Annotated in this window: 25 protein-coding genes; 13 read left to right on the top strand and 12 right to left on the bottom strand. The window is 69.1% G+C overall.

From position 1 onward, the window contains the following. Nucleotides 1-662 precede the first annotated feature (662 nt). From KIP89_RS09880 to KIP89_RS09865, 4 genes are all read right to left on the bottom strand, one after another. A complete protein-coding gene (locus KIP89_RS09880) occupies nt 663-920 on the bottom strand; it encodes a hypothetical protein (protein ID WP_213755188.1) in 258 nt (85 codons plus the stop codon). Between the two features lie 64 nt (nt 921-984). Then, the gene (locus KIP89_RS09875) at nt 985-1,578 is read right to left on the bottom strand and encodes a sugar O-acetyltransferase (RefSeq protein WP_250152300.1); all 594 of its coding nucleotides are present in this window, start codon (nt 1,576-1,578) and stop codon (nt 985-987) included. A gap of 371 nt (nt 1,579-1,949) precedes the next feature. After that, entirely contained in the window at nt 1,950-3,038 is a 1,089-nt protein-coding gene (hemH, locus tag KIP89_RS09870) for a ferrochelatase (RefSeq protein ID WP_213755187.1), read from the bottom strand. 122 nt (nt 3,039-3,160) lie between these two features. Further along, nucleotides 3,161-3,865, bottom strand: a complete 705-nt coding sequence (locus KIP89_RS09865; RefSeq protein WP_213755186.1) for a glutathione S-transferase N-terminal domain-containing protein — start codon at nt 3,863-3,865, stop codon at nt 3,161-3,163. Between the two features lie 452 nt (nt 3,866-4,317). Between KIP89_RS09865 and KIP89_RS09860 the strand changes: the two genes are divergently transcribed. Beyond that, the gene (locus KIP89_RS09860) at nt 4,318-5,127 is read left to right on the top strand and encodes a pyrroline-5-carboxylate reductase family protein (RefSeq protein WP_213755185.1); all 810 of its coding nucleotides are present in this window, start codon (nt 4,318-4,320) and stop codon (nt 5,125-5,127) included. A 47-nt stretch (nt 5,128-5,174) separates the two neighbouring features. On the opposite strand, the gene KIP89_RS09855 is transcribed toward KIP89_RS09860, so the two are convergent. Both KIP89_RS09855 and KIP89_RS09850 read right to left on the bottom strand, forming a co-directional pair. Further along, the gene (locus KIP89_RS09855) at nt 5,175-6,602 is read right to left on the bottom strand and encodes a homospermidine synthase (protein ID WP_213755184.1); all 1,428 of its coding nucleotides are present in this window, start codon (nt 6,600-6,602) and stop codon (nt 5,175-5,177) included. 388 nt (nt 6,603-6,990) lie between these two features. Next, entirely contained in the window at nt 6,991-8,214 is a 1,224-nt protein-coding gene (locus tag KIP89_RS09850) for a polyhydroxyalkanoate depolymerase (protein ID WP_213755183.1), read from the bottom strand. A gap of 402 nt (nt 8,215-8,616) precedes the next feature. On the opposite strand from KIP89_RS09850, the gene KIP89_RS09845 reads away from it, so the two are divergent. After that, nucleotides 8,617-9,417, top strand: a complete 801-nt coding sequence (locus tag KIP89_RS09845) for a glutathione S-transferase family protein (RefSeq protein ID WP_213755182.1) — start codon at nt 8,617-8,619, stop codon at nt 9,415-9,417. Between the two features lie 201 nt (nt 9,418-9,618). Here KIP89_RS09845 and KIP89_RS09840 read toward each other — a convergent pair whose 3' ends face one another. From KIP89_RS09840 to KIP89_RS09830, 3 genes are all read right to left on the bottom strand, one after another. Next, nucleotides 9,619-10,248 carry a GNAT family N-acetyltransferase gene (locus tag KIP89_RS09840; protein ID WP_213755181.1) on the bottom strand — a complete coding sequence of 210 codons (630 nt, stop codon included), beginning with the start codon at nt 10,246-10,248 and terminating at the stop codon, nt 9,619-9,621. A 189-nt stretch (nt 10,249-10,437) separates the two neighbouring features. Beyond that, nucleotides 10,438-11,568, bottom strand: a complete 1,131-nt coding sequence (locus KIP89_RS09835; RefSeq protein WP_213755180.1) for a type III PLP-dependent enzyme — start codon at nt 11,566-11,568, stop codon at nt 10,438-10,440. A gap of 670 nt (nt 11,569-12,238) precedes the next feature. Then, nucleotides 12,239-12,481, bottom strand: a complete 243-nt coding sequence (locus KIP89_RS09830; RefSeq protein ID WP_369807096.1) for a hypothetical protein — start codon at nt 12,479-12,481, stop codon at nt 12,239-12,241. Between the two features lie 85 nt (nt 12,482-12,566). On the opposite strand from KIP89_RS09830, the gene KIP89_RS09825 reads away from it, so the two are divergent. The 8 genes from KIP89_RS09825 to lhpI all read left to right on the top strand — a co-directional run bounded on the left by KIP89_RS09825 (nt 12,567) and on the right by lhpI (nt 19,623). Next, entirely contained in the window at nt 12,567-14,180 is a 1,614-nt protein-coding gene (locus KIP89_RS09825; protein WP_213755179.1) for a gamma-glutamyltransferase family protein, read from the top strand. A gap of 86 nt (nt 14,181-14,266) precedes the next feature. Beyond that, nucleotides 14,267-15,406, top strand: a complete 1,140-nt coding sequence (locus KIP89_RS09820; RefSeq protein ID WP_213755178.1) for an alpha-D-ribose 1-methylphosphonate 5-triphosphate diphosphatase — start codon at nt 14,267-14,269, stop codon at nt 15,404-15,406. An 8-nt stretch (nt 15,407-15,414) separates the two neighbouring features. After that, nucleotides 15,415-16,107, top strand: coding sequence for a DUF1045 domain-containing protein (locus KIP89_RS09815; RefSeq protein ID WP_213755177.1), 693 nt, complete (start codon nt 15,415-15,417; stop codon nt 16,105-16,107). A gap of 23 nt (nt 16,108-16,130) precedes the next feature. Further along, nucleotides 16,131-16,745, top strand: a complete 615-nt coding sequence (locus KIP89_RS09810) for a DapH/DapD/GlmU-related protein (protein WP_213755176.1) — start codon at nt 16,131-16,133, stop codon at nt 16,743-16,745. A gap of 120 nt (nt 16,746-16,865) precedes the next feature. Further along, nucleotides 16,866-17,846 carry a signal peptide peptidase SppA gene (gene sppA, locus KIP89_RS09805; RefSeq protein ID WP_213755175.1) on the top strand — a complete coding sequence of 327 codons (981 nt, stop codon included), beginning with the start codon at nt 16,866-16,868 and terminating at the stop codon, nt 17,844-17,846. 76 nt (nt 17,847-17,922) lie between these two features. After that, nucleotides 17,923-18,216: an integration host factor subunit beta gene (ihfB, locus tag KIP89_RS09800; protein WP_213755174.1), complete on the top strand. Its 294-nt coding sequence runs from the start codon at nt 17,923-17,925 to the stop codon at nt 18,214-18,216. A gap of 33 nt (nt 18,217-18,249) precedes the next feature. After that, nucleotides 18,250-18,642 carry a lipopolysaccharide assembly protein LapA domain-containing protein gene (locus KIP89_RS09795; RefSeq protein WP_250152299.1) on the top strand — a complete coding sequence of 131 codons (393 nt, stop codon included), beginning with the start codon at nt 18,250-18,252 and terminating at the stop codon, nt 18,640-18,642. A gap of 21 nt (nt 18,643-18,663) precedes the next feature. Beyond that, on the top strand, nt 18,664-19,623 hold the full coding sequence (gene lhpI / locus KIP89_RS09790) for a bifunctional Delta(1)-pyrroline-2-carboxylate/Delta(1)-piperideine-2-carboxylate reductase (protein WP_213755173.1): 960 nt from the start codon (nt 18,664-18,666) through the stop codon (nt 19,621-19,623). 150 nt (nt 19,624-19,773) lie between these two features. Here lhpI and cysW read toward each other — a convergent pair whose 3' ends face one another. The 3 genes from cysW to cysP form a co-directional block, all read right to left on the bottom strand. After that, entirely contained in the window at nt 19,774-20,673 is a 900-nt protein-coding gene (gene cysW, locus KIP89_RS09785; protein WP_213755172.1) for a sulfate ABC transporter permease subunit CysW, read from the bottom strand. 3 nt (nt 20,674-20,676) lie between these two features. Then, complete coding sequence (gene cysT, locus KIP89_RS09780) at nt 20,677-21,498, bottom strand: sulfate ABC transporter permease subunit CysT (protein WP_213755171.1); 822 nt, start codon at nt 21,496-21,498, stop codon at nt 20,677-20,679. 220 nt (nt 21,499-21,718) lie between these two features. Further along, entirely contained in the window at nt 21,719-22,744 is a 1,026-nt protein-coding gene (gene cysP / locus KIP89_RS09775) for a thiosulfate ABC transporter substrate-binding protein CysP (RefSeq protein ID WP_213755170.1), read from the bottom strand. Between the two features lie 261 nt (nt 22,745-23,005). Between cysP and KIP89_RS09770 the strand changes: the two genes are divergently transcribed. The 3 genes from KIP89_RS09770 to trpA are packed head-to-tail and all read left to right on the top strand — an operon-like array spanning nt 23,006 to nt 25,808. Then, nucleotides 23,006-23,731, top strand: a complete 726-nt coding sequence (locus KIP89_RS09770) for a phosphoribosylanthranilate isomerase (protein WP_213755169.1) — start codon at nt 23,006-23,008, stop codon at nt 23,729-23,731. Next, on the top strand, nt 23,728-24,960 hold the full coding sequence (gene trpB / locus KIP89_RS09765) for a tryptophan synthase subunit beta (RefSeq protein ID WP_213755168.1): 1,233 nt from the start codon (nt 23,728-23,730) through the stop codon (nt 24,958-24,960). The genes KIP89_RS09770 and trpB overlap by 4 nt, the downstream gene beginning before the upstream one ends. Further along, on the top strand, nt 24,957-25,808 hold the full coding sequence (gene trpA, locus KIP89_RS09760) for a tryptophan synthase subunit alpha (RefSeq protein WP_213755167.1): 852 nt from the start codon (nt 24,957-24,959) through the stop codon (nt 25,806-25,808). Before trpB ends, trpA begins: the two co-directional genes overlap by 4 nt. Nucleotides 25,809-25,874 lie beyond the last annotated feature (66 nt).

The following is a 25,874-nucleotide window of genomic DNA, read 5'->3' as shown; positions in this document are numbered from 1 at the left end:
GCGACGTCAGCGGCGCTAAATGAGCTTCGTCAGCCACGGTTTGGATTCGCCGTCCATGCCATCACCCAACGGTACACCGAGCATAGAGGTATGCCATGCGCGAACGCGCTTGGCGCTGGCTCGATCGCGGGTTGATGGTCATTCGCATGTTGCGCGACCTTGCGGCCCTTTGCGACGAGTTGCTGGCGCTTTTCGATAAGATTTGACGCGGACCCGTTCCCGGATCGGCGATGCTCTGCTGCATCGCTTTTCCGCGAAACGGGCAGGAAGCTCCCGCCGTCATCCCCGGGCTTGACCCGGGGATCCACGACGTGGGCCGGGCTCGCGGCGGGAAGCGAGAAGTCGTGGATGGCCGGGTCAAGCCCGGCCATGACGGCGTTGAGGGGAATTGGCGCCGAGAGAACAGCCGGCGTGGCGACACGCCGGCTGTCTTGTTTTTTGGGGGGGGCTGCGTGCTTCGAGGCCGGCCTGCCGGCCGGCGCCTCAGCATGACGGGGCGCGTCATTGCCCATCCCGTGTCGTCAGTCCCCGCGCCGTCATCCCCGGACTTGATCCGGGGATCCACGGTTTCCTCGCGCGGCGCCCCGGCCAAAGACGTAGATGGCCGGGTCAGGCCCGGTCATGACGGTGTTGAGGGGAATTGGCGCGCGGCCTCGTGAGGCTCACATCCGCGTCGGCGGGTCGCCCATCGGCGGCGGGGTGATGTCCGGGGCGATTTCCGGCGGGGTGTCGCCGGGCATGATTTCCGGCATGTCCGGGCCGGGCGGGGGAATGTCCGGGCCGTTGCCGGGCAGGTCGGGCGCCTCGACCGGGGTCGGCGGGCGGTCCGGGCTTTCGACCGGCGGGGGAATATCCGGCCCGCCGGGCTCGGGCGTGGTCGGGTCGATACCGTTGGGGTCGATACCGTTGGAGTCGATCATGGCGCGTCCTCCCTGGGGCTGTCAGGGGGCAACGGATGGGAGGGGCGCGGGTTCCCCGCTGCCCTCAGCGCGCCCGCGCGGGGTTGCCGACCACCGTCGCGCCGGCCGGCACGTCGCGGGTGACGACGGCGCCGGCACCGATCAGCGCGTCGTCGCCCACCGTGACGCCCGGCAGCAGGATGGCGCCCGCGCCGATCCACACATTGGCGCCGATGCGGACCGGGCGGCCGAATTCCAGCCCGGTGGCGCGGGTGGCGGGATCGCGCGGATGGTCGGCGGTGAGGATCTGCACGCCCGGCCCGATCTGCGTTTTGTCGCCGATGGTCACCGCGACCACGTCCAGTACCACGCAGTTGAAATTGAGGAACACGCCGGCGCCGAGCCGGATGTTGAAGCCGTAATCGCAATGGAAGGGCGGGCGGATCACCGCGCCTTCGCCGACCGCGCCGAGCCGCTCGGCCAGCAGCGCGTCGCGCACCGCCTGCGGGGCCCCGAGCGCGCCATTATAGCGGGCCATCCAGGCGAAGCTGGCTTCCTGCGCCGCCTGAATCTCCGGGTCGGCGGCGTGATAGAGCGCGCCGGCGAGCATTTTCTGCATTTCAGTGCGGGTATCGGCGGCGTGGGCGATGGGCGTCGGAATCGGCGTCGGAAGGGTCATGGGCGCTCTCCGGCTGTCGCGGGGGCACCCTGCATCGGCGGGAACGCGCGCGCGGGCAAAACAAATCAGGTTTCGCGGGTGAAAGGTGGGCGATGTTCGCGATGGTGGGCGATCCCGGCGCTCGGCCGGGATGACGCTCATCCGGGGCGGCCTGCGTCCTTCGAGGCCCGGCGGCGCCGGGCGCCTCAGGATGGCGGGCCGCGTCGTCTCCCATCCCCGCCGTCATCCTCGGGCTTGGCCCGAGGATCCACGACTTTCCCTCGCGCGCCCGACCAAAGGCGTGGATGGCCGGGTCTGATCCCCGGATCACGTCCGGGGACGGCCATGACGCCGCGTGAGGTGGAGGCCGTCCGGGATGACGGCTTCGCCCCTCAGCCGATCTCCGCCCAGCCGCGCAGCTCGCGCTTCACCACGGCTTCCAGCGTGTTCATGCCGCCCTCGGAATCATTCAGGCAGGGGATGAAGTGGAACTTCTCGCCGCCGGCATGGTGGAAGATCTCGGCATTCTCGCCGGCGATCTCTTCCAGCGTCTCGAGACAATCGGCGACGAAGCCGGGGGTGATGACGGCGATCTTCTTCACGCCGGACTGGGCCAGCGCCTCGATGGTCTTGTCGGTATAGGGCTGCAGCCATTCCGCCTTGCCGAAGCGCGACTGGAAGGTGACCTTCAGCTTGCCCTCGGGCCAGCCGAGCCTCTCGCGCACCAGCCGCGCGGTCTTGTAGCAATAGCAGTGATAGGGATCGCCCTTGTCGAAATATTCCTTCGGAATGCCGTGGAAGGAGGCGATGACCAGCTCCGGCTCCCAGTCCAGCCCGGCCAGTTCCGTGGTGATCGAATTGGCCAGCGCCTCGATATAGGCCGGCTCGTCCGGCCAGGGCGCGGCGACGCGCAGCACCGGCTGCCAGCGCATCTTCTTCAGCGCGTCAAAGGCGGCATCGGCGACGGTGGCGGAAGTGGCGGCGGCATATTGCGGGTAGAGCGGCACCAGCAGCAGCCGGTCGCAACCCTGCTGCTGCAGCGCCTCGATGCGCGAGGCGACGGACGGGTTGCCATAGCGCATCGCCCAGTCGACCACGAGGCGGTCGTCCAGCGGGCCGATGCGGGCGGTCAGCTGCTCGGCCTGCGAGCGGGTGATGGTGCGCAGCGGGCCCTCATTGCGCTCATTGTTCCAGATCGTCGCGTAATCCTTGCCCTTGGCCTGCGGGCGGATCGACAGAATGATGACGTTGAGGATGAACCACCAGAGCACGCGGTTGACCTCGATCACCCGGCGGTCGGAGAGGAACTCCTTGAGGTAGCGGCGCATCGACCAGTAATCGGTGCCATCCGGGGTGCCGAGATTGACGATGAGCACGCCGATCTTGCCGACCTTCACCGGCGGATGGCCGGCGGGAAGGTGCGTGCCCGCGCCCGGCTGTGCGGCGACGGTGCCGGCCGGCACCGGAACGATCTTGTTCATCGAAAAACCCTTCGTCCCCGGGCCCGCATTCCGGCGGGCCGCTTTCCCCGAGCTTATAGGCGAAAACGCCCGCCCTGCCATCACAGCCGGGCGAGCGGGTTGTCACCTCGTGCTTCTACGCATCACGGGCGCGGGGGGATTTCCAGACCGCGCTGCACGGCGGGACGGGCGAGGCCGCGCGCCAGCCAGGCCGGCACATGGGTCAGTTCCTGATAGGCGACGAGATCGGCCGCGCCGTAAAAGCCGATCAGGTTGCGCACCCAGCCGAGGCACGCCATGTCGGCGATGGTGTAGTCCGCGCCCATGATCCAGTCGCGCCCGTTGAGCCGGTCCTCCAGCACGCGGATGAGGCGGGCGCTCTCCTTGGCGTAGCGGTCGCGCGGGCGCTTGTCCTCATAGGCCGCGCCGGCGAATTTGTGGAAGAAGCCGAGCTGCCCGAACATCGGCCCGAGCCCGGCCATCTGCCACATCACCCACTGGATGGTCTCGATGCGCGCGGCCGGGTCGCTCGGCAGGAACTGTCCGGTCTTCTCCGCGAGGTAGATCAGGATCGCGCCGCTTTCGAACAAAGCGAGCGGCTTTCCGCCCGGCCCGTTCGGATCGAGGATGGCGGGGATCTTGCCATTGGGGTTGAGCGCCAGGAATTCCGGCGTCCAGGTCTCGTCCTTGCCGATATTGATGGTGTGCGCCTCATAGGGCAGGCCGGTTTCCTCCAGCAGGATGGAGATCTTCACGCCGTTCGGCGTGGGGAAGGAATAGAGCTGGAGCCGGTCCGGGTGCGTGGCGGGCCAGCGGGTGGCGATCGGGAAGGCGGAGAGATCGGACATGGTGGCTCCGGTGGGAGGAAGGATCGGGCCTTATCTAGGCACCCCCGCGCCCGGCGCCAGAGTGGGCGCGCCATCTGCGCCCCGTCATCCCGGCTCAATGTCATTCCCGCCCTGTCATCCCCGGGCTTGACCCGGGGATCCACGTTTTACGCGCGCGCCCGTCCCAACTCGTGGATGGCCGGGTCTGATCCCCGGATCATGTCCGGGGGACGGTCATGACGTTGTGTTGGTGGAGATGCGGCTCGGCCTGCGGCTGTTGGGATGGCGGCGTGTGGGGCAACCCACCTCCCCGTCATCCCCGGGCTTGACCCGGGGATCCACGTCTTCCGCGCACGCCCGTCCCACGTCGTGGATGACCGGGTCTGATCCCCGGATCATGTCCGGGGACGGCCATGACGTTGTATTGGTGGAGAAGCGGCGCGGCCAGCCGGAGAATGGGACGAGGTGGAACGATGACGGACGACACGGTGCCGGGACGCCTTGGGCTCATCGGCTGCGGCCAGCTTGGTGGGGCGATCGCCGGGGCGCTGCTGCGCGCGGGCGTGGTGCCGCCGTTGCGGCTGACCATCTGCACCCGCTCCGGGCCGGCGGGCCCGATGGCTGAGGTCGCGGGCATCGTATGGACCGCCGATCCGCAGGCGGTGGCGCAGGGCTGCGACACGCTGCTGCTGGCGCTGCCCCCAATGGCGGGGCGGGCGCTGCGGCTCGCGGCGGGCGGGCGTCTGGTGATTTCGGTGATGGCGGGCGTCACCCTCGCGCAGCTTGCCACGATCAGCGGCTCGCCCCGGCGGGTGCGGGCGATGTCGAACCCGGCGGCGCAGAGTGGGATGGCCTATTCGCCCTTTTATGCGCCGGGCCTGTCCGACGCCGACCGGGCGGTGACGCGCGCTGTGTTCGACGCCTGCGGCCTCACCGACGAGGTGCCGGAGGAAAGCCAGATGGACGTGTTCACCGCGGTGACCGGGCCGGTGCCGGGCTTCGTCGCCTATGTCGCGCAGTGCATGCAGGAATATGCGCAAAGCCAGGGTGTGGCGCCCGACACGGCGCGGCGCGCGGTGGCGCAGCTGTTCCGCGCCGCCGGCACGCTGATGGCGGATTCAGAGCGTCCGCCGGCCGCTTTCGTGCAGGAGATGCTGGACTATGCCGGCACCACGGCGGCGGGGCTCGCGGCGATGCAGGCCGCCGGGCTGCCGGCAGCGGTGGCGCAGGGGCTGGAAGCCGCGCGCCAACGCTGCCTCACCATCGGCGCGCCGGAAGATTGACCGGCGCGGCGATGGCGTGGAGGTGACGGGCGTGAGGGGCGTGCCCCTCAGCGCACCAGCACGTTGCGGAACTGCCAGGGGTCGGTCTCGTCGAGATCCTCGGGGAACAGGCCGGGGCGGCCGTCCAGCGGGGTCCAGTCGGTGTAATAGCCCTTCACCGTGCCGAGATAGGGCTTCTGGATGTCGAGGCAGCGGCGGAAGTCCATCTCGTCGGTCTCGACGATGCCGGCCTGCGGGTTTTCCAGCGCCCACACCATGCCGGCCAGCACGGCCGAGGTGACCTGAAGCCCGGTCGCGGTCTGGTAGGGGGCGAGGTTGCGCGCTTCCTCGATGGTGAGCTGCGAGCCGAACCAATAGGCGTTCTTGGCATGGCCATAAAGCAGCACGCCGAGTTCGTCGCGCCCGTCGACGATCTCGTGCTCGGTCAGGATGCTCCAGTCGCCGGAGAACTTGCCCTCATTGCCGAACATCTCGTGCCACGACACCAGCGCGTCGTTGCAGGGATGGTAGGCATAGTGGCAGGTCGGGCGGTAGGCGACCTGCGCGCCATTGCGCACGGTGAAATAGTCGGCGATCGAGATCGACTCGTTATGGGTGACGAGGAAACCGTGCTGGGCGCCGAGGCTCGGGCACCAGGTGCGTACCTTGGTGGCGGCGCCCGGCTGCATCAGATAGATCGCCGCGCCGGAGCCGAAATTATGGGTGTGGCCATTGGCCGGCATCCATTTTTCATGGGTGCCCCAGCCGAGTTCGGCCGGCTGCAGGCCTTCCGAGACGAAGCCCTCGACCGACCAGGTGTTGACGAAGGTGCCGAACGGGCGCGGGTCGCGGGCGCGCTGGGTGTCGCGCTCGGCGATGTGGATGCCCTTGACGCCGACGCGCTGCATCAGCGCCGCCCAGCCCTCGCGGCTGGTGGGTGTCTCGACATCGAGACCGGTGTCGGTGGCGATGTCGATCACCGCCTGCTTGACGAACCAGGAGACCATGCCGGGATTGGCGCCGCAGCAGGACACCGCGGTCAGCCCGCCGGGATTGTCGCGCTTGGCCTTCAGCATGGATTCGCGCAGCGCGTAATTGGAGCGGCTGGCGGGGCTGGCGTCCTTGTCGAAATAGAAGCCGAGCCAGGGCTCGACCACCGTGTCGATATAGAGCGCGCCGCATTCGCGGGCGAAATTCATCAGGTCGACCGAGCCGGTATCGACCGAGAGATTGATCACGAAGCCGCGCCCGCCCGTGGTGAGCAGCGGGCCGAGCACCTCGCGGTAATTCTCCCGGGTGATGGCGAGCTGGAGGAAGCGGATGCCGCGCTCATCGAGCAGGGCGCGGTGATCGTCCACCGGATCGATGACGGTCAGGCGTTCCTTGTCGAAATCGAAATGCCGTTCCAGAAGCGGCAGGGTACCGCGACCGATCGAGCCGAAGCCGATCATCACGATGGGACCGTCGATTTTTCCGTAGACCGGCCAGACTGACATTCTCGGGGGGACTCCTTTGTTCTCAAGGGGAAAGATTGGCGGCGCGCACCATGCGGAGCCAAGCCTGCCGCGTCAATGGTGACGGGCGCGTGACGGGGGCGCAGTTGCGTTGCAGATGAAACCTGGGCCGGGCCATGAAGGCCCTCACCCGCTGCTGCGCGGCAACCTCTCCCCGACGGGGAGAGGTAAGACCATCCCATTCCCCAGGCCCCTGCGTGCTTCGAGGCTCTCTGCGCTCGCACCTCAGCATGACGGCGACAGGGCAGAGGAATCCGGTTGAGGCGGCTGTCGCGGCGTGTCGTCATCCTGAGGTGCCCGAGGCTTGCCTCGGGCCTCGAAGGACACAGGACGGGCCGCCCCTCGCCTGCCGGTCAGCCGTGAGCCCCGCTCAGGCGTCGCTGGCGAGGATGTGGTTGCGCACCAGCGGGTAGACCTGGCCCTTCCAGCGCCGGCCCGAGAACACGCCGTAATGGCCGACGCCGGCCTGCATGTGGTGGCGGCGCAGATGCGGGCGCAGGCTGGTGCAGATGTCCTGCGCCGCCATGGTCTGGCCGACGGCGCAGATGTCGTCGCGCTCGCCTTCCACGGTGAGCAGCGCGGTGCGGCGGATGGCGCGGAAATCCACCCGCTCGCCGCGATAGGTCAGCACGCCGCGCGGCAGGTCGTGCTCCTGGAAGACGATGCGGATGGTCTCCAGATAGAATTCGGCGGCGAGGTCGAGCACGGCGAAATACTCGTCATAGAAGGCCTTGGTGGTGCGCGCCTTCTCGTGCTCGCCCATGGAGAGGTTCTCGAACAGCTCGACATGCGCCTTCACATGCCGCTCCATGTTCATCGCCATGAAGGCGCCGACCTGCACGAAGCCGGGATAGACCCGCCGCCCGGAGCCGGCGAAGCCCGGCGGCACGGTGGCGATTAGGTTCTGCTCGAACCAGTCGAGCGGCTTCGAGGTGGCGAGTTCGTTGACCTTGGTCGGGCTGATGCGGGTGTCGACCGGCCCGGCCATCAGCGTCATCGACAGCGGCTGGGCCGGGTTGTCCTGCTGCGCCATCACCGCGCTGGCGGCGAGCACCTGCACGCAGGGCTGGCACACCGCGAGCACATGGGCGCCCGGCCCGATCGCCTCCAGGAAGCCGATGACATGGGCGACATAATCGTCGAAGCCGAAGGCGCCGGCGCTGAGCGGCACGTCGCGGGCGTTCAGCCAGTCGGTGATGTAGACGTCGTTCTCCGGCAGCAGGGTCTTCACCGTGTCCTGCAGCAGGGTCGCGAAATGGCCCGAGAGCGGGGCGACGACGAGGAGGCGGGGCTGGGCCTGCTCGATATCCTTGGCGAAATGGATCAGCCGGCCGAATGGCAGTTCCGCCGCCACCTCCTCGCGCACCTCGACCTCGCGATTGCCGACCATCACCTGATCCACCCCGAAGGAGGGGCGGGCATGGCTGAGCCCGGCGCGCTCGATCATCTCGAAGGCGGCCGAGAGGTTGCGCAGCAGCACCGTGTCGCCGAATGCCGCGCCCAGCGTCGTGTCGAGCAGCCGGCGCGACATGCGGGCGGCGGCGCGCATCGGATCGAACAGATCGGCCTGGGCCTGATAGGCGGCATACATCATGGGCGGTTCATGGGCGGGTTCACGCACGGCTCGCGGGGGCGCCCTCGGGGCGGGGATAGAGGCGGAAGGCGGGTCGGCGCGGCGTGTCAGGTTCGGCGAGGCGGGGGCGGCAAGGCAGGGTCGGCAAGGCAGGGTCGGCAAGGTGCAGATCAGGCGGTCGGCAACGCTAGCGCGTCCCCGCCTCGCCCGCGACAGGAAAAACATCCGGCAGGCCGTATCGGCGGCGGCTCACCGGGCTACGGGCAAGCGGCGTGCCGGACCGGTTGCGGCCGATGGCGCGCGGGACGGTCCCGGCCTGTCATCAGGGATGGCACGAATAGTGTTTGCCTCCGGGGCATCCATCCTTCGCCCGCCTCGACGCCGTTCGCGCCTGCCGACGGCCCCCGACACAGGACGCTTGCCATGCCCGCGCCGACCGACACGCCCGCCAGGGTCCGCCCGGCCAAAGCCAGTGCTGCCAAGGCAGGTCCCGCGAAAGCCAGTGCTGCAAAGGCCGGCGCGGCAAAGGCGGGTGCGGCAAAAGCTGGCGCACCCAGGATCAAAGCGGCGCCGAAGGCGGTGCTGACGATCTCCAGCAAGAACTACTCCTCCTGGTCGCTGCGCGGCTATCTGCTGTGCCGCATGGCCGGCATCGATTTCGAGGAAGCGCGCGTCTCGGCGGATGATCCGAGCATCCGCGCCGAGCTGCTGCTCCAGTCCTCCTCCTTCCTCGTGCCGCGCCTCGATCATGAGGGGATGCGCATCTGGGACACGCTGGCCATCGCCGAATATCTCAACGAGCTGTTCCCGGAGGCGGGGCTGCTGCCCAAGGATCGCGCAGCACGGGCCCATTGCCGCGCCATTTCCGGCGAAATGCATTCGGGCTTCGCCAATCTGCGCTCGGCGCTGCCGATGAGCCTCAAGGCGCATCATCCCGGCTTCAAGGTCTGGGCGGGGGCACAGGGCGACATCTTGCGCATCGTCGCGATCTGGCGCGAGTGCCTGAAGACCTATGGCGGGCCGTATCTGTTCGGCACCGCGCCGACCGTGGCGGACGCGATGTACGCCCCGGTCTGCACGCGCTTCCGCACCTATGACGTGCCGCTGGAGCCGGTGAGCGCGGCCTATTGCCAGACCATGCTGGCCTTCGCGCCGCTGCGCGACTGGACCGCGCAGGCGCTGGTGGAACCGGACGAGATGGAGGAGCTCGACGTCGAGTTCTGACCCGGCGGGGGAGGCCGGGGAACCCGCAAGCTCGACCCCATCCCGTCCGATGGGAGCGGAGGGGCGGGCGCCGCGCGCTCGATCCGCGCCGGTGAGGGCGGGAGAACGTGGGGCACGCCTTGCCCCTCCGATGGGAAATCGGGAGAGTGGCCCGTCAGGACCGGGCGTGGCCCGGTCCTTCATCGATGTGTCGGTCGATACTCAGGCGCTGCGCTTCAGCGCGCCGGCATCGCTCTCGCGGGCGATCAGGTCGGTGAGGCTCGGCGCCTCGACCGGCGCGCCGGTCGGGCTGACGAGGCCGCGCGCGCCGCTGAGCGCGCCCGCCTTCAGCTCCAGCCCGAGGAAGCGCGAGCGTTCGAAGGCGCCGGGCAGCCACAGGCCTTCGGTCAGCGCCACGTCGAAGCCGAAGCGCGCATAATAGGGCGCGTCGCCGACCAGCAGGATGGCGCCATGGCCGAGGCGCGCGGCCTCGTTGATGGCGGTGGTCATCATCGCCTTGCCGAGGCCCCGGTCGCGGAACCAGGGATGGATCGCCAGCGGGCCGAGCAGCAGCGCCGGACGGCCCGGACCGGCCGCGACATGCCACAGGCGCAGCGTGCCGATGACACGGCCATCCGCGCCATGGGCGGCGAAGGCCAGCCCGTCAGCCGGCTTGCGGCCCTCGCGCAGGCGCTCGGAGGTCTTGGCCAGCCGGGCGGCGCGGCCGAAGGCGAGATCGAGCAGCGCCTCGCGCTGGGCGAGGTCGGCCGGACGCTCCAGCGAGATCGCGGGCGTGGCAACGGTGTTGAGGGGGGCGACAGAAGCGACGGCGTGTGCGGAGACAAGAGCCATGGCGGCCTCCAAAACCCGGCTTTGCCGGGAAAAAGAGGAAAGGGAATTGTGAAAGGCGCTCGGCGTCGCGCGCGCCCTCAACCGCCGGGGTTGATCCCGGTGATTCAGCCGATCCGTCGGCGGAAGGCTGGATGGCCGGGTCGAGCCCGGCCATGAGGGGCGTTTGACAGGGGTGTCTGAAAGGGCCGCTCAGATCACGTAGGATCGCAGCGGTTCGAAGCCGTTGAACGCCACCGCCGAATAGGTGGTGGTGTAGGCGCCGGTCGCTTCGATGAGCACCTTGTCGCCAATGGCGAGCGACACCGGCAGCATGACCGGGGTCTTCTCGTAGAGCACGTCGGCCGAATCGCAGGTCGGGCCGGCGAGCACGCAGGGCTCGGTCGCGTCGCCGTCATGCGGCGTCACGATCGGGTAGCGGATCGCCTCGTCCATCGTCTCGGCGAGACCGCCGAACTTGCCGATGTCGAGATAGACCCAACGCACCGCGTCGGTCTCCGACTTCTTCGAGATCAGCACGACCTCGGCCTCGATCAGGCCGGCCGCGCCAACCATGCCGCGACCCGGCTCGATGATGGTCTGCGGGATGACATTGCCGAAGTGACGCGACAGGGCGCGGAAGATTGCCTCGCCATAGGCTTCGGCGGCCGGCACGTCCTGCAGGTACTTGGCCGGGAAACCACCGCCCATATTGACCAGCGAGAGCGAGAAACCCCGCTCGGCGCAGGCATTGAAGATCGCCGCGGCCGAGGCCAGCGCGGAATCCCACGCATCGACATTCTTCTGCTGGGAGCCGACATGGAACGACACGCCATGGGCTTCGAGGCCGAGGCGATGCGCGTGCTCCAGCACGTCCACCGCCATCTCCGGCTCGCAGCCGAACTTGCGCGAGAGCGGCCATTCGGCGCCGGCGCCGTCGCACAGGATGCGGCAGAACACCTTGGCGCCGGCGGCGACGCGGGCGATCTTCTCGACCTCTTCCACGCTGTCGACGGCGAACAGGCGCACACCCAGCTCGAAGGCGCGCGCCACGTCGCGCTCCTTCTTGATGGTGTTGCCGAAGGAGATGCGCTCGGCGGTGGCGCCGGTGGCGAGAACCATCAGGATCTCGTTGACCGAGGCGCAATCGAAGCACGAGCCCATCTCGGCCAGCGCGTTCAGCACGGCCGCATCGGGATTGGCCTTCACCGCGTAGAACACGCGGGTGTCGGGCAAAGCGCGCGCAAAGGCGGCGTAGTTCGCCCGCACGACATCGAGATCGACGACGACGCAGGGACCATCCTCGCGTCGGTTACGCAGAAATTCGCGAATACGGTCGGTCATGGCGCTCTCCACAGACCCGAAGCAAGGACCCAGAGATGCGAACACCCGCCCGCGGCGCCAGTGGGCCGCAGGTATGGCGAGAATGCGCATCCGTTCGCCGGCCGCACGGTTTTGCCGCAAGGCCGGATGGAATGGAGCCGTGGCACGAATGCAATCGCTGGCGCATGTGGAGAGCGCAAACGTTTGTTCGATGCCTTCGCTTGGTACGGGAAACCCGACCGCACGCCCGGCAAGAAGTAGTGCCTCTTCAGTTTCCCGACCTTTGGAGGGCCGACAGAGACCAAAAAAGCCCGCTACGTCGTTGCTTCAAGTCACGTTCCCCGCTGAGAGCGAGGTGCGCCGGTTTCGCCTCCGGCTACCGATCTGACTGGCGATTTTCCGGCCTCTTGTCCGGACTTCCGCCGATCGGCACGCGACCACAGGCACGTGCGAATATTGGGCAAGGCGGGATGTATGGAGTTCTACTGTCACATGCAAGCGGGTAGGGCAGTTTTTCTGCCCTAAGCCTGCAATTTCCGCGTGCTCATAAATCAAGCGGTAGTCGACGGTGGAGCCGGGGGCGATCTGTATTCCCGCCATCGCGGCGCGCCCGCCGGCGTCGCTCTCCGCGCGGGGCCTGATTCGGCCCGCACCGTTCTGCCAGGGCCGGATGGTCCGCCCCGCTGGGGCGTCAGCCCTCGACGAAGGGCTCGACCGACTTCGCCTTCATCACGAAACGATAGACGCCGTAGAGGGCGAGCAGGGCGAACACGCCCTCAAAGGCCAGCTCCCACGCCAGGCTGGCGTCGAACAGCGCGGCGATCGCCCAGCCGGCGGCGAGGCCGGCGCCGATCAGCTCGGCGCCGAGCAGGATCGCGGCGCTGATCACCGTGCTCACATTGTCCCAGCGGATGCGTCGGCCCGTGCTCATCATTCTCGTTCCGTCTTATTCGGCGGCCGGCAAACTGCTATGCCGCGACGCGCGGGTCAAGCGCACGCCACCGCAGGGGAGAACAGGCATGGGTCACGGGGACGTTCACGAGAGCGTGCGTGCCGGCGCCGGCATGGTGGCAAGCCCGCATCATCTGGCGACCGAGGCCGGCCGCGCCGTGCTGGAAGAGGGCGGCAATGCGGTGGAGGCCGCGCTCGCCGCCGCCGCCGCCATCGCCGTGGTCTACCCGCACATGAACCATCTCGGCGGTGACGGCTTCTGGCTGATCCGCGATGCCAAGGGCCGCGTCGCCTATATCGAGGCGGCGGGTCCCGCGGGGGCGAAGGCGAGCCGCGCCTTCTACCGCGAGCGCGGCTATGACGAGGTGCCCGTGCGCGGGCCGCTCGCCGCGCTCACCGTGCCCGGACAGGTCGGCGGCTGGACGCTGGCGCTGGAGACGGCGCGCGCGCTGGGCGGGCGGATGCCGGTCCGTCGGCTGCTGGAGGCGGCGCTCGACCATGCCCGCGCCGGCTCCCCGGTCAGCGCCTCGCAGCACCGGCTCACCGCGCTGAAGAAGGACGAGCTTGCCGCCGTCCCCGGTTTTGCCGAGGTCTTCCTGGCCGCCGACGGGACGGTGCCGGCGCAGGGCGCGCTGCTGCGGCAGGGGCGCCTCGCCGACACGCTGGAGCAGCTCGGCCGGGCCGGACTGGAGGATTTCTATCGCGGCGATGTGGGGCGCGAGATCGCCACGGACCTGGAACGCGCCGGCAGCCCGGTGACGCGCGCCGACATCGCCGGCTACCGCGCGCTGCGCTGCCCGCCGCTCACCGTCGCCCTGCCGACGCTGCGGCTCTGGGGCTCGCCGCCGCCGACCCAGGGGCTGGCGACGCTGATGATCCTCGCTCTGTTCGCCAAGCTGGGCGTCAAGCAGCCGGAGAGCCTCGCCCATGTGCACGGGCTGATCGAGGCCACCAAGCGGGCCTTTCTGGTACGCGACCGGGTGGTGACGGATGCCTCCCGGCTGACCGTCGATCCCGCCGATTTCCTCACCGACACGGCGCTGGAGCGCGAGGTCGCCGCCATCGACATGGGCCGCGCCGCGCCCTGGCCGCACAAGGGCGCGCCGGGCGACACGATCTGGCTCGGCGCGGCCGACCGGCACGGCACCACGGTGTCCTATATCCAGTCGATCTACTGGGAGTTCGGCTCCGGGCTGGTGCTGCCGGGCACGGGGGTTCTCATGCAGAATCGCGGCAGCAGCTTCTCGCTCGATCCGCGCGCGACCAACCCGCTGGAGCCCGGCCGGCGGCCGTTCCACACGCTCAACCCGGTGCTCGCGGAACTGGCGGATGGGCGCGTCGTCGCCTTTGGCTGCATGGGCGGGGAAGGCCAGCCGCAGACCAATGCGGCGGTGCTGAGCCGCTACGCGCTGTTCGGTGTCCCGCTCGGGGCGGCGGTGGCGCGCCCGCGTTGGCTGCTCGGGCGAAGCTGGGGCTCCGATTCCACCTCGCTCAAGCTGGAACACGGCTTCGACGGCGCGTTGGCCGAGCGGCTGGAGCGTGCCGGCCATGAGATCGAGCCTCTGGGGCCGGGCGTTTCGGACAGGCTTGGCCATGCCGGGGCGGTGGTGTTCCATCCCGGCCGCAGCGGCTTCGAAGGCACCCACGACCCGCGCGCCGATGGCGGGGCGGCGGGGGTGTGAGGGCGGCGCGCCGGGCCCGGCTCGGCAGGACAAACATCGCGCGAAATTTCACGGAACGGTCACATCAACATGCGAGAGGCGGGCCGATGGAAACCGTTCTGACCCATGCCCGCCTCGTTCTGGAGGACCGTGTCGTCGATGGCACGCTGGTCCATGAGAACGGCGTTATCCGCACCCTCGACGAGGGCCGCTCGCATATCCCCGGCGCGATCGACTGCGGCGGTGATTTTCTCGCGCCCGGCCTGATCGACCTGCATACTGACGCGCTGGAAGGCCATTTCGTGCCGCGCCCCAAGGTGATCTGGCCGGATGCGCGGGCCGCCGCGCTCGCCCATGACGCGCAGATGGCCGGCTCGGGCGTCACCACCGTCTATGATGCGATCTGCGCCGGCGGCTTCGACCAGGCCAAGGCCGACCGGCGCGCGCTCTATGAGGTAATGCTGGACGCGGTCGACCAGGGCACCGCGCGCGGCCTGTTCCGCGTCGATCACCGCATCCATCTGCGCTGCGAGCTGACCGATCACGGCCTGCCCGAGCTGGTCGACGCGGCGCTCGGGCGCCCGACGCTGGCGCTGGCCTCGCTGATGGACCACACGCCTGGCACGCGGCAATGGCGCAATGTCGAGCACCTCAAGGTCTATCTCTCCGGCATCGGCAAGGGCGGCGCCGATCTCGACCGCGAGGTGGCGGATCGGATCGAGCGGGCGCGCGGCGCGGTGGCCGGCAATTACGACCGCATGGTCGCGCTGTTTTCCGCCTCCGGCATCGTGCTTTCCAGCCATGACGACACGACGCCGGCCCATGTCGACGAGGCGCGGGCGGCGGGCTGCACCATTTCCGAATTCCCGACCACGCTGGAAGCGGCCCGCGCGGCGCACCAGGCGGGCCTCGCTACCATTGGCGGGGCGCCGAATGTGGTGCGCGGCGGCTCGCATTCCGGCGGCGTGTCGATGCGCGACCTCGCGGGCGAGGGGCTGCTCGACGCGCTGGCCTCCGACTATGTGCCGGCCAGCCTGTTGCAGGCGGCCATCGCGCTGACCCGCACGCCCGGCCTGGCGCTGGCCGAGGCGCTGGCGCTGGTGACCGCCGCCCCCGCCCGTCTGGCCCGGCTCGACGATCGCGGCCGGCTGGCCGAGGGGCTGCGGGCCGACCTGCTGCGCTTCCGACTCGTCGACGACACGCCGGTGGTAGGCGAGGTGTTCCTCGCCGGCCGCCGGGTGTTCTGAAGACCGCCATGTCCCAGCCCCGCTACGCGCTTTATTACGCCCCGCCGGCGCAGAGCCCGCTCTGGCGTTTCGGCGCTTCCGTCATCGGCTATGACGCGGAGACCGGGCAGGACTGCGCCCCGCCGCCGCTGCGCCGTTTCGATGCCGCGCGCTGGCGCGAGATCACCACGGAGCCGCGCCGCTATGGTTTCCACGGCACGCTGAAGGCGCCTTTCCGCCTCGCCGAAGGGCGCACCGAGACGGAGCTGCGGGCGGTGTGCCGGCGCTTTGCCGGCGACCGCGCGCGCTTTGCCTGCGCGGGGGTGAAGGTCGCCGCGATCAGCCGCTTCATCGCGCTGAAGCCGGTCTCGCCCAGTGCCGCGCTGGACCGGCTGGCGGCCGGGGCGGTCGCCGCTTTCGATGACTTCCGGGCGCCGATGAACGAGGCGGAGCGCGAGAAGCGCCTGCGCGCCCCGCTCACCGCCCGGCAGAAGGACTATCTCGACCGCTGGGGCTACCCTTACGTGCTCGACGATTTCCGTTTCCACATGACGCTCACCGGCCCGCTGGAGGATGAGGAGCGCGCCCTCGCCGAGGCCGAGCTGATCGAGCATTTCACCGCCTGTGGCGCCGACGGGCCGCTGATCGTCTCCGAGATCGCGCTGTACCGGCAGGACGACGGCCCGTTCCGCCTGCTCGCCCGCTATCCGTTCGGAAGCTGACCCCTGCCCTTCGGGAGCCGACCATGGCGAAACTCGGTATTGAGCCGGCTATTGACCCTGCCGCGCACATCACCCGCTGCCGGCTCGGGCGCTACACCGAGGTCGGCCCGCGCACCCTTCTGCTGGAGGTGGAGCTGGGCGATTATTCCTATGTGGTGAACGATTCCGACATCGCCTATGCGCGGATCGGCAAGTTCACCTCGATCGCCGCGATGACCCGGATCAATCCCGGCAACCACCCGATGGAACGGGCCAGCCAGTCGCATTTCACCTACCGTGCCTCGGCCTATTTCGACGACGCGCAGGACGAGCCGGCGTTTTTCGACTGGCGCCGCGCGCAGGGCGTGACCATCGGCCATGATGTGTGGATCGGCCATGGCGCGATCATTCTGCCCGGTCGGAGCATCGGGGACGGCGCGGTGGTGGCGGCCGGCGCGGTGGTGAGCAAGGATGTCGCGCCCTACACCATCGTCGCCGGGGTGCCCGCCAAGCCCGTGCGGGCGCGCTTTCCCGCCGCCATCGGCGCCCGTTTGCAGGCGCTCGGCTGGTGGGACTGGGACCATGCCCGGCTGCGGGCGGCGCTTGACGATTTCCGCGCGCTGCCCATCGAGGCGTTTCTGGAAAAGCATGGCGGCTGACGGGGGCGCCTGGCGCGGGAGGCGTGCTGCCCGGCTGCGGCTTTTCCCGCCTTGCGCCGGGTGCGGGCGGGCTTTACCCCTGTCTCGCCCCCAGGCGGGCGGACATCGGGAGTCGGCGAGATGGCATTTGGCGCGATCGAGGTGGACGAGCTGCTCGCCCGGCGCCGGCTGCGGCGCAAGCTGCTGGTCTGGCGCAGCTTCGCCTTTGTCCTGCTGCTCGGCGCCGGGGTGGCGCTGTTCGCCTGGTGGAGCGATGGCGAGTTCCTGCCGGGCGCCGCGCCGCATGTGGCGCGGGTGACGATCGGCGGCATCATCCGCAATGAGCGCGAGCGTCTGGAGCTTCTGGAGGAGATCGGCACATCGGGCGCCAAGGCGGTGATCCTGTCGATCGACAGCCCCGGCGGCACGGTGGTCGGCTCGGCCGCGCTCTATGACGGGCTGCGGCGCCTTGCCGCCAAGAAGCCAGTGGTGGCGGTGGTCGACGGCATGGCGGCCTCGGGCGCCTATATCGCCGCTCTCGGCGCCGACCACATCATCGCGCCGCGCAATTCGCTGGTCGGCTCGATCGGCGTGATCTTCCAGTTTCCCAATTTCGCCGAGCTGATGAAGACGGTCGGCATCTCCTATGAGGAGATCAAGTCGAGTCCGCTGAAGGCCGCGCCGAACATGTTCGATCCGCCGAGCGAGGATGCCCGCGCCGCGGTGCGCTCGCTGGTCGAGGACAGCTATGGCTGGTTCAAGGATCTGGTGTCCGAGCGCCGGCTGATCACCGGCGACAAGCTCGCTGAGGCCGCCGACGGACGGGTCTTCACCGGCCATCAGGCGCTGCCTTTGCGGCTGATCGACGAGATCGGCGACGAGCGCACCGCGCGCGACTGGCTGGCCCGCGAGCGCGGCGTTTCCAAGGATCTGCCGGTGCGGGCCTGGCACACGCGGCGCGCCGGCGACGAGTTCGGCTGGCTCAAGGGTATGGTGGTGGGGGCTATGTCGCTGATCGGGCTTGAGGAACTGGCTACCGCCGTGCTGCGTTCGGCAAGCGATGTTGCCGCGCAGGCCCGCCTTGACGGTCTGTTGGCCCTCTGGCACCCTCGGGGCGGCTAGACGGGGCCAAGATTTTCCAAAATATGATGTTTTTGGATTTCCGACGAGCCGAAAACAAAAAGGGGCCGGGGCGTCGATGATCAAGTCCGAACTCGTACAGCGGATTGCCGAAGCCAATCCGCATCTCTACCAGCGCGACGTCGAGAACATCGTGAATGCGATTCTCGACGAAATCGTCGCGGCGCTGGCGCGCGGCGATCGCGTCGAACTGCGCGGCTTCGGCGCGTTCTCCGTCAAGGCGCGCCCGCCGCGCACCGGCCGCAATCCGCGCACCGGCGCGCATGTGGCTGTCGACGGCAAGGCCGTGCCCTATTTCAAGACGGGCAAGGAGATGCGCGAACGCCTCAATGATGGCGTCGATCTCGAATAAACCGCCCTGTCGCAACCTTCCGGGAGTTTCGTCTTGCTGCGCCGTATCCTGATGGTCGTCATCGTCCTGCCGCTCTCGGTCGGGCTGGTCATGCTCGCGGTGGCGAACCGCCAGAAGGTCGGGCTGGTGGTCGATCCGTTCGGCGGCAACTGGACGGTGGACCTGCCGCTGTTCCTGGTCGTGTTCGGCGCGCTGATTCTCGGCGTGGTGATCGGCGGGCTGAGCGTGTGGTTCAATCAGGGCCGCTACCGCCGTGCCGCCCGCCGCAACGGCCGGGAGGCGCGCCGCGCCACCCAGCAGGCGGAGGAGCTGCGCGCCAGCCTCGCCACCCGCAACGCGGCGCCGACCGCGCCGCGCGGGCCGGGCCTCGCGCTCGCCTCCGGCCCCGCCACCCCGGCGCTGACCGACCGCCGCACGGCGGCGTGACGGCAACATGATAGCGGACTGATGGACGATCTGCGTTTCGTTTCGGCCGGCGAGATCGCCGGCCTGCTCACCTTCCCCGCCCTGATCGACGCGCTGGAGGCCGCCTTCCGGCGCCGCATCGTCACGCCGGTGCGCCATCATCACCATGTCGAGCGCCCCGAGGGCGACGGCACGCTGCTGCTGATGCCGGCCTGGAGCGCGGATGGCACCGAGGATGACGTGATGGGCACCAAGCTCGTCTCGGTCTTTCCCGGCAACAATGCGCGCGGGCTCGACAGCGTGATCGGGCTCTATGTGCTGAATTCCGCCGCCACCGGCGCGCCGCTGGCGGTGATGGACGGCCGGGCGCTCACCGTCTGGCGCACCGCCGCCGCCTCGGCGCTGGCCGCGCGCTATCTGGCCCGGGCGGATGCCTCACGGCTGACCCTGATCGGCGCCGGGGCGCTGGCGCCCTATCTCGCCCGCGCCCATGCCAGCGTCCGGCCGATTCGCACCGTCACCATCTGGAACCGCACGCTGGAGCGGGCCGAAGCTCTGGCGCAGACGCTGCGGGCGGAGGGCTTCGACGCCCGCGCCGAGGCCGATCGCGGCACGGCGATCGCGCAGGCCGACATTGTCAGTTCCGCCACGCTCTCGGGCGAGCCGCTGGTCGAGGGGCGCTATCTCGTGCCCGGCCAGCATGTCGATCTGGTCGGCGGCTTCACCCCCACCATGCGCGAGGCCGATGACGAGGCGATCCGCCGGTCGCGGGTCTATGTCGACACCCGTGCCGGGGCCGGCAAGGAAGCGGGCGACATCGTCGTGCCGCTGGCCTCCGGTGTGCTGGGACCGAACGGGGTGCAGGGCGACCTGTTCGAGCTGATCGGCGGGATCGTGCCGGGGCGCGGCGGGCCGGACGAGATCACGCTGTTCAAGTCGGTCGGCACCGCCATCGAGGACCTCGCCGCCGCCGAGCTGGTATGGAAGGCGCTGCGGGGCTGAGGGGGCGCTCCGGGCAGATGCCTGCGTCCTTCGAGGCCCGGCCGGGGGCCGGGCACCTCAGGATGACGACCTCTGTTCTTCGGCATACAACGCCGTCATGCTGAGGTGACGCCCGCCAGGGCGGCCTCGAAGCACGCAGGCGCGCCCCGCCTAATGCCCGGCCTTGGCCGCAACCTTTACCGTCGGCTCGCCGGTGAGCGCGGCGCGGCGGGCGTCGAGCCGCTCGATGATCGCCTTGGCGACCAGCGTCACCAGCGCGACGGCGGTCAGGATCGTCGCGATGGCGAAGGCGGCGATGGCGTTGTTGTCCTGGTAGAGCAGCTCGATCTGCAGCGGCAGGGTGTTGGTCTGGCCGCGAATATTGCCGGCCACCACCGAGACCGCGCCGAACTCGCCCATCACCCGCGCATTGCACAGGGCCGCGCCATAGAGCAGGGCGAAGCGCACATTGGGCAGCGTCACCAGCCGCAGGATACGCCAGCCGCCGGCGCCGAGCGTGACCGCCGCCTCCTCTTCCTCCGAGCCCTGCGCGATCATCAGCGGGATCAGCTCGCGCGCCACGAAGGGGGCGGTGACGAACAGGCTGGCGAGGATGATCGCCGGCACCGCGAACATGATCTTGATGTCATGGGCTTCCAGCCACGGCCCGAGCAGCCCCTGCGCGCCATAGACGAACAGATAGGCGACGCCGGCGATGATCGGCGAGATGGAGAAGGGCAGTTCCACCAGCGCCACCAGCAGATTGCGGCCGGTGAAGCGGAACTTGGCAATGCACCACGCTGCCGCGATCCCAAAGGCGACATTGATCGGCACCACGATCAGCGCGGTGAACACGGTGAGGCCGATGGCGTAGCGCGTATCGGGATCGGCGAAGGAGGCGGCATAGGCGCCGATTCCCTGCCGGAACGCCTCGGCGAAGATGGCGATCAGCGGCGCCACCAGCACCAGCGCGGTGACCAGCAGCACCGTGCCGATGAGCAGGGTGCGGGCCAGCGGTCCATCGCCGACGCGGATGCGGCGCGGGCCGCCGGAGGAGGGCTGAAGGGCCATGGATCAGTCTCCCCGCCCGATGCGGCGCTGCTGCCAGAGCTGTATCATGTTGACGAGGAACAGCATCACGAAGGCGAGCCCCAGCAGCGTCGCGGCGATGGCGGCGGCGGCCGGGTAGTCATATTCCTCGATGCGGATGAAGGTCAGCAGCGAGACCACCTCGGTCTTCATCGGCAGATTGCCGGCGATGAAGATGATGGCGCCGAACTCGCCGAGCGAGCGGGCAAAGCCGAGCGAGGCGCCGGTGAGGAAGGCGGGGAAGATCGCCGGAAAGATGATGCGGGTGAAGATCCGCCAGTCCGAGGCGCCGAGCGTGGCGGCGACTTCCTCGACATCGGCGGCGAGGTCCTCCAGCACCGGCTGCACCGTGCGCACCACGAAGGGGATCGAGGTGAAGGCCATGGCGGCGGCGATGCCGAGCGGCGTGTAGGCCACCTTGATGCCGAGCGCGGCGAGCGGGGCACCGAACCAGCCATTGCTGACGAACAGCGCCGACAAAGCGAGACCCGCGACGGCGGTCGGCAGGGCGAAGGGCACGTCGACCAGCGCGTCGAGCAGCCGCTTGCCGGGAAAATCATAGCGCACCAGCACCCAGGCCAAAGCGAGGCCATAGACGGCGTTGAACAGCGTCGCCAGCGCCGCCATGGACAGCGTCACCTGAAAGGCCGAGGCGGTGCGCCCGCCGCTCATGATGGCGAGGTAACGCTCCAGCCCCACGCCACTGGCCTGCCAGACCAGCGCGCCGAGCGGCAGCAGCACGATCAGGCTGAGATAGAGCAGGGTGATGCCGAGCGAGAGCGGGAGGCCCGGTATGACGCGGTTCAACGGGAGGCTCCTGGAATGACCATGGCCGGGACACATCCCGGCCATGCCGCAAAGGGTGAGAGATGTCCAGCGCCGCGGCCGCCCGGGCGTCGTCCCGGACGCGCCGCGAGGCCCGATCCGGGGCGCTCCGGCGGCGTGCGGTCCCGGCTCTGCGCTGCGCGTCGGCCGGGATGACGCTTTCTAGAGCGCGCTTACCTAGCAGCCGCTCACAGGCAGCCCCTCACTGGCCGACGAACAGCTCGTCGAGCTTGCCGCCGGAGGCGAAGTGGGTCTTCTGCACATTGGCCCAGCCGCCGAACACGTCGTCCACCTTGACGAGGCGCACCGGGGCGAACTTGTCCTTGAACGCCTCGGCGACCTTGGGGTCGACGACGCGGTTATTGGCGGTGGCGGCCACCGTCTGGCCTTCCGGCGAATAGAGGAAGGTCAGATAGTCGGTGGCGAGGGCGCGCGAGCCGCGCTTGTCGACCACCTTGTCGACCACGGCGACCGGGAATTCGGCGAGCAGGCTCACCGGCGGCACCACGACGACGAAGTTCTTGTCCTTGTAGGCATCCTTGGCGCTGATCACCTCGGCCTCGAAGGTCAGCAGCACGTCGCCCTGCTCGCGCTCCACGAAGGTGGTGGTGGAGCCGCGCCCGCCGGTGTCGAACACCACGACATTGGCGAGGAACTTCTTCACGAAGGCGTCGGCCTGGGCGGTGTCGCCGTTGAACTTCTCCAGCGCATAGGCGTAGGCGGCGAGATAGGTGTAGCGGCCATTGCCCGAGGTTTTCGGGTTCGGGAAGACCAGCTTCACGTCATCGCGGACCAGATCGTCCCAGCCCTTGATGTTCTTCGGGTTGCCAGCGCGCACCAGGAAGGCGGGGAAGGAGTACCAGGGCGAGGAGGCGTTGGGCAGGCGCGTCTGCCAGTCCTTGGCGACGAAGCCCTTGTCGACCAGGAACTGGATGTCGGTGATCTGGTTGAAGGTCACGACGTCCGCCGGCAGGCCCTCGACGATCGAGCGGGCCTGCTTGGAGGTGCCGGCATGGCTCTGGTCGATCTTCACCTCGGTGCCGGTCCTGGCCTTGTAGGCCGGGACGAAGTCCTTGTTGATCGCCTCGAACACCTCGCGGGCGATGTCGTAGGAGGCGTTGAGCAGGGTGGTCGGCGCCTGCTGGGCGCGCGCGCCCTCAAAGGCGAGGCCGGACAGGACGAGGGGCGCCAGGGCGGCGGCGAGGACAAGGCGGCGCGACGGGCGCATGGCGGTTCTCCTGATGCCGGCTCGGAGGCCGGATAATGCAAAAATATTGCGTGAAATAATATATTTCACAGATAATCCTGAGTAGCATGTGAATTGCCGGCACGGAAGGGCTAAATGCCGCCTTCTGTCGCAAAGCTGCCGCGCCCATGACGCGGACCTTCAACGCCGCCCTGTGCGCAAGGGCGTCCGGGAGCCTGCGCGACCCCGGCCCTCGCCAGCCCGCGCGATTCCGTGCTAGTGCCTCGTTTGCAGGAGGCGGCCTTGTCGCTTGAGATCAAAATCTGCGGGCTCAGCACGCCCGAGACGCTGGAGGCGGCGCTAGAGGCCGGAGCCGACATGGTCGGCATGGTGTTCTTCGCCCGGAGCCCGCGCCATCTCGACCTCGCCCGTGCCGCCGGTCTGGCGGCGCAGGTGCGTGGTCGCGCGCAGATTGTCGCGCTGAGCGTCGATGCGGACGACGCGGCGCTCGCCGGCATCGTCGCGGCGATCCACCCGGACCTGCTCCAGCTTCACGGCGCGGAAGACCCGGCCCGCATTCGCGCCATCCGCGCCCGCTTCGGCCTTCCGGTGATGAAGGCGATCGGCATTGGCGGGGCGCAGGATCTGGCTGTCCTTCCCGCCTATGCGGCGGCGGCCGACCGGCTGCTGCTCGACGCCAAGCCACCCAAGGACGCCGTGCTGCCCGGCGGCAATGGCGTCGCCTTCGACTGGAACCTGCTGACGGGCCCGAATCTCGCCGGTCTTGACCTGACCCGGCCCTTCATGTTGTCAGGGGGACTGGATCCGGACAATGTCGGCGCGGCCGTGCGGCTCATCCAGCCGGGCGGCGTGGACGTATCCTCCGGTGTCGAGCGTGCCCCCGGCATCAAGGACCCCGACCGCATCGCCGCCTTCGTGCGCGCGGCGCGCGAGGCGTCCGCGTTGGCGGCTTCCGGCCCCGCCGATCCCGCCCGCCCTTCACCCGCCAGAGAGACGAGACCGTCGTGAACGTTCTGAACTCCTTCCGCACCGGCCCCGACGAGAACGGGCATTTCGGCATTTTCGGCGGTCGTTTCGTCGCCGAAACGCTCATGCCGCTGATCCTCGACCTGGAGAAGGCCTATGAGGCGGCGAAAGCCGACCCGGCCTACAAGGCGGAAATGGATTCGGGGCTGAAGCATTATGTCGGCCGCCCGAGCCCGCTCTATTACGCCGAGCGTTTCACCGAGCACCTGCGCAAGGGTGCCCCGGCCGGCAAGGGCGCCAAGATCTATTTCAAGCGTGAGGAGCTGAACCACACCGGCTCGCACAAGGTGAACAACGTCCTCGGCCAGATTCTGCTGGCCCGCCGCATGGGCAAGGAGCGGATCATCGCCGAGACCGGTGCCGGCCAGCACGGCGTCGCCACTGCCACGCTGTGCGCCCGCTACGGGCTGAAATGCGTGGTCTATATGGGCGCCGTCGACGTTGCCCGGCAGGCGCCGAACGTGTTCCGCATGAAGATGCTCGGCGCCGAGGTGGTGCCGGTGAAGTCCGGCTCCAGCACGCTCAAGGACGCCATGAACGAGGCGCTGCGCGACTGGGTGACCAACGTGCACGACACCTTCTACTGCATCGGCACGGTTGCCGGCCCGCACCCCTATCCCGGCATGGTGCGCGACTTCCAGTCGATCATCGGCCATGAGACCCGCACCCAGATGGAGGAGCAGGAAGGCCGGCTGCCGGACAGCCTGATCGCCTGCATCGGCGGCGGCTCCAACGCCATGGGCCTGTTCCATCCCTTCCTCGACGATCCGACCGTGCAGATCTTCGGCGTCGAGGCGGCCGGCCACGGCATACCGTCCGGCCAGCACGCCGCCTCGCTCACCGGCGGGCGTCCGGGCGTGCTGCACGGCAACCGCACCTATCTCTTGATGGACGATGACGGGCAGATCACCGAGGCGCATTCCATCTCGGCTGGCCTCGACTATCCCGGCATCGGCCCGGAGCATAGCTGGCTGCACGACACCGGCCGCGCGACCTACATCTCCGCGACCGATGACGAGGCGCTGAGCGCCTTCCAGCTTGTCTCCAAGCTCGAGGGCATCATCCCGGCGCTGGAGCCGGCCCATGCGCTGGCCAAGGTGATCGAACTCGCGCCGACCCTGCCGGAGGATCACCTGATGGTGGTCAACATGTCCGGCCGCGGCGACAAGGACATTCCGCAGGTGGCGGAGATTCTGGGGACCAGCCTATGACCACGCGCCCGATCACCCGGCTCGATCACCGCTTCAAGGCCTGCGCTTCGGCGGGCCGCGCGGCGCTGGTGACCTTCATCACCGCCGGCGACCCGGATTACGACACCTCGCTCACTTTGCTGAAGGCGCTGCCGGCCGCCGGGGCCGACATCATCGAGCTTGGCGTGCCGTTCACCGACCCGATGGCCGACGGCCCCGCCATTCAGGCGGCGGGCCTGCGCGCGCTGAAAGCCGGGCAGACGCTCGCCAAGACCATCGCCATGGTCCGCGAGTTCCGCAAGACCGACGACACCACGCCGCTGGTGCTGATGGGTTATTACAACCCGGTCTATATCTATGGCGTCGACCGCTTCCTCGCGGATGCCAAGGCCGCCGGTGTGGACGGGCTGGTCGTCGTCGACCTGCCGCCGGAAGAAGACAATGAGCTGTGCCTGCCGGCGCTGAAGGCGGGCCTCGCCTTCATCCGCCTCGCCACGCCCACCACCGACGACAAGCGCCTGCCGACCGTGCTCGCGAACACGGCGGGCTTTGTCTATTACGTCTCGATCAACGGTATTACCGGTTCGGCGACGCCCGACGCCGATGTGGTCGGCCAGGCGGTGGCGCGCATCAAGCGCCACACCGCGCTGCCGGTCGCCGTCGGTTTCGGCGTGCGCACCCCGGCGCAGGCGGCGGCGATCGCGGCCGGTGCCGATGGCGTGGTGGTCGGCTCGGCGCTGATCGACGCGCTGCGCGGCACGCTCGACGGCGAGGACCGGGCCACCGCCGGCACGGTCGGGGCCGTCACCAGCCTGGTCGGCCAGCTGGCCGAGGCGGTGCGCGGCACGCGGCGCGAAGCGGCCGAATAGGCGCCCGCGCGCGCTCCTCACCCTTTCCCGCCTTTTCATCGCCCTTGTCGGCGATTAGATGAGGAT

The sequence above is a fragment of the Ancylobacter radicis genome (assembly GCF_018449475.1).
Taxonomy (GTDB): domain Bacteria; phylum Pseudomonadota; class Alphaproteobacteria; order Rhizobiales; family Xanthobacteraceae; genus Ancylobacter; species Ancylobacter radicis.
The sequence above is the reverse complement of the archived record's forward strand: the minus strand, read 5'-3'. Positions and strand labels throughout refer to the sequence as shown.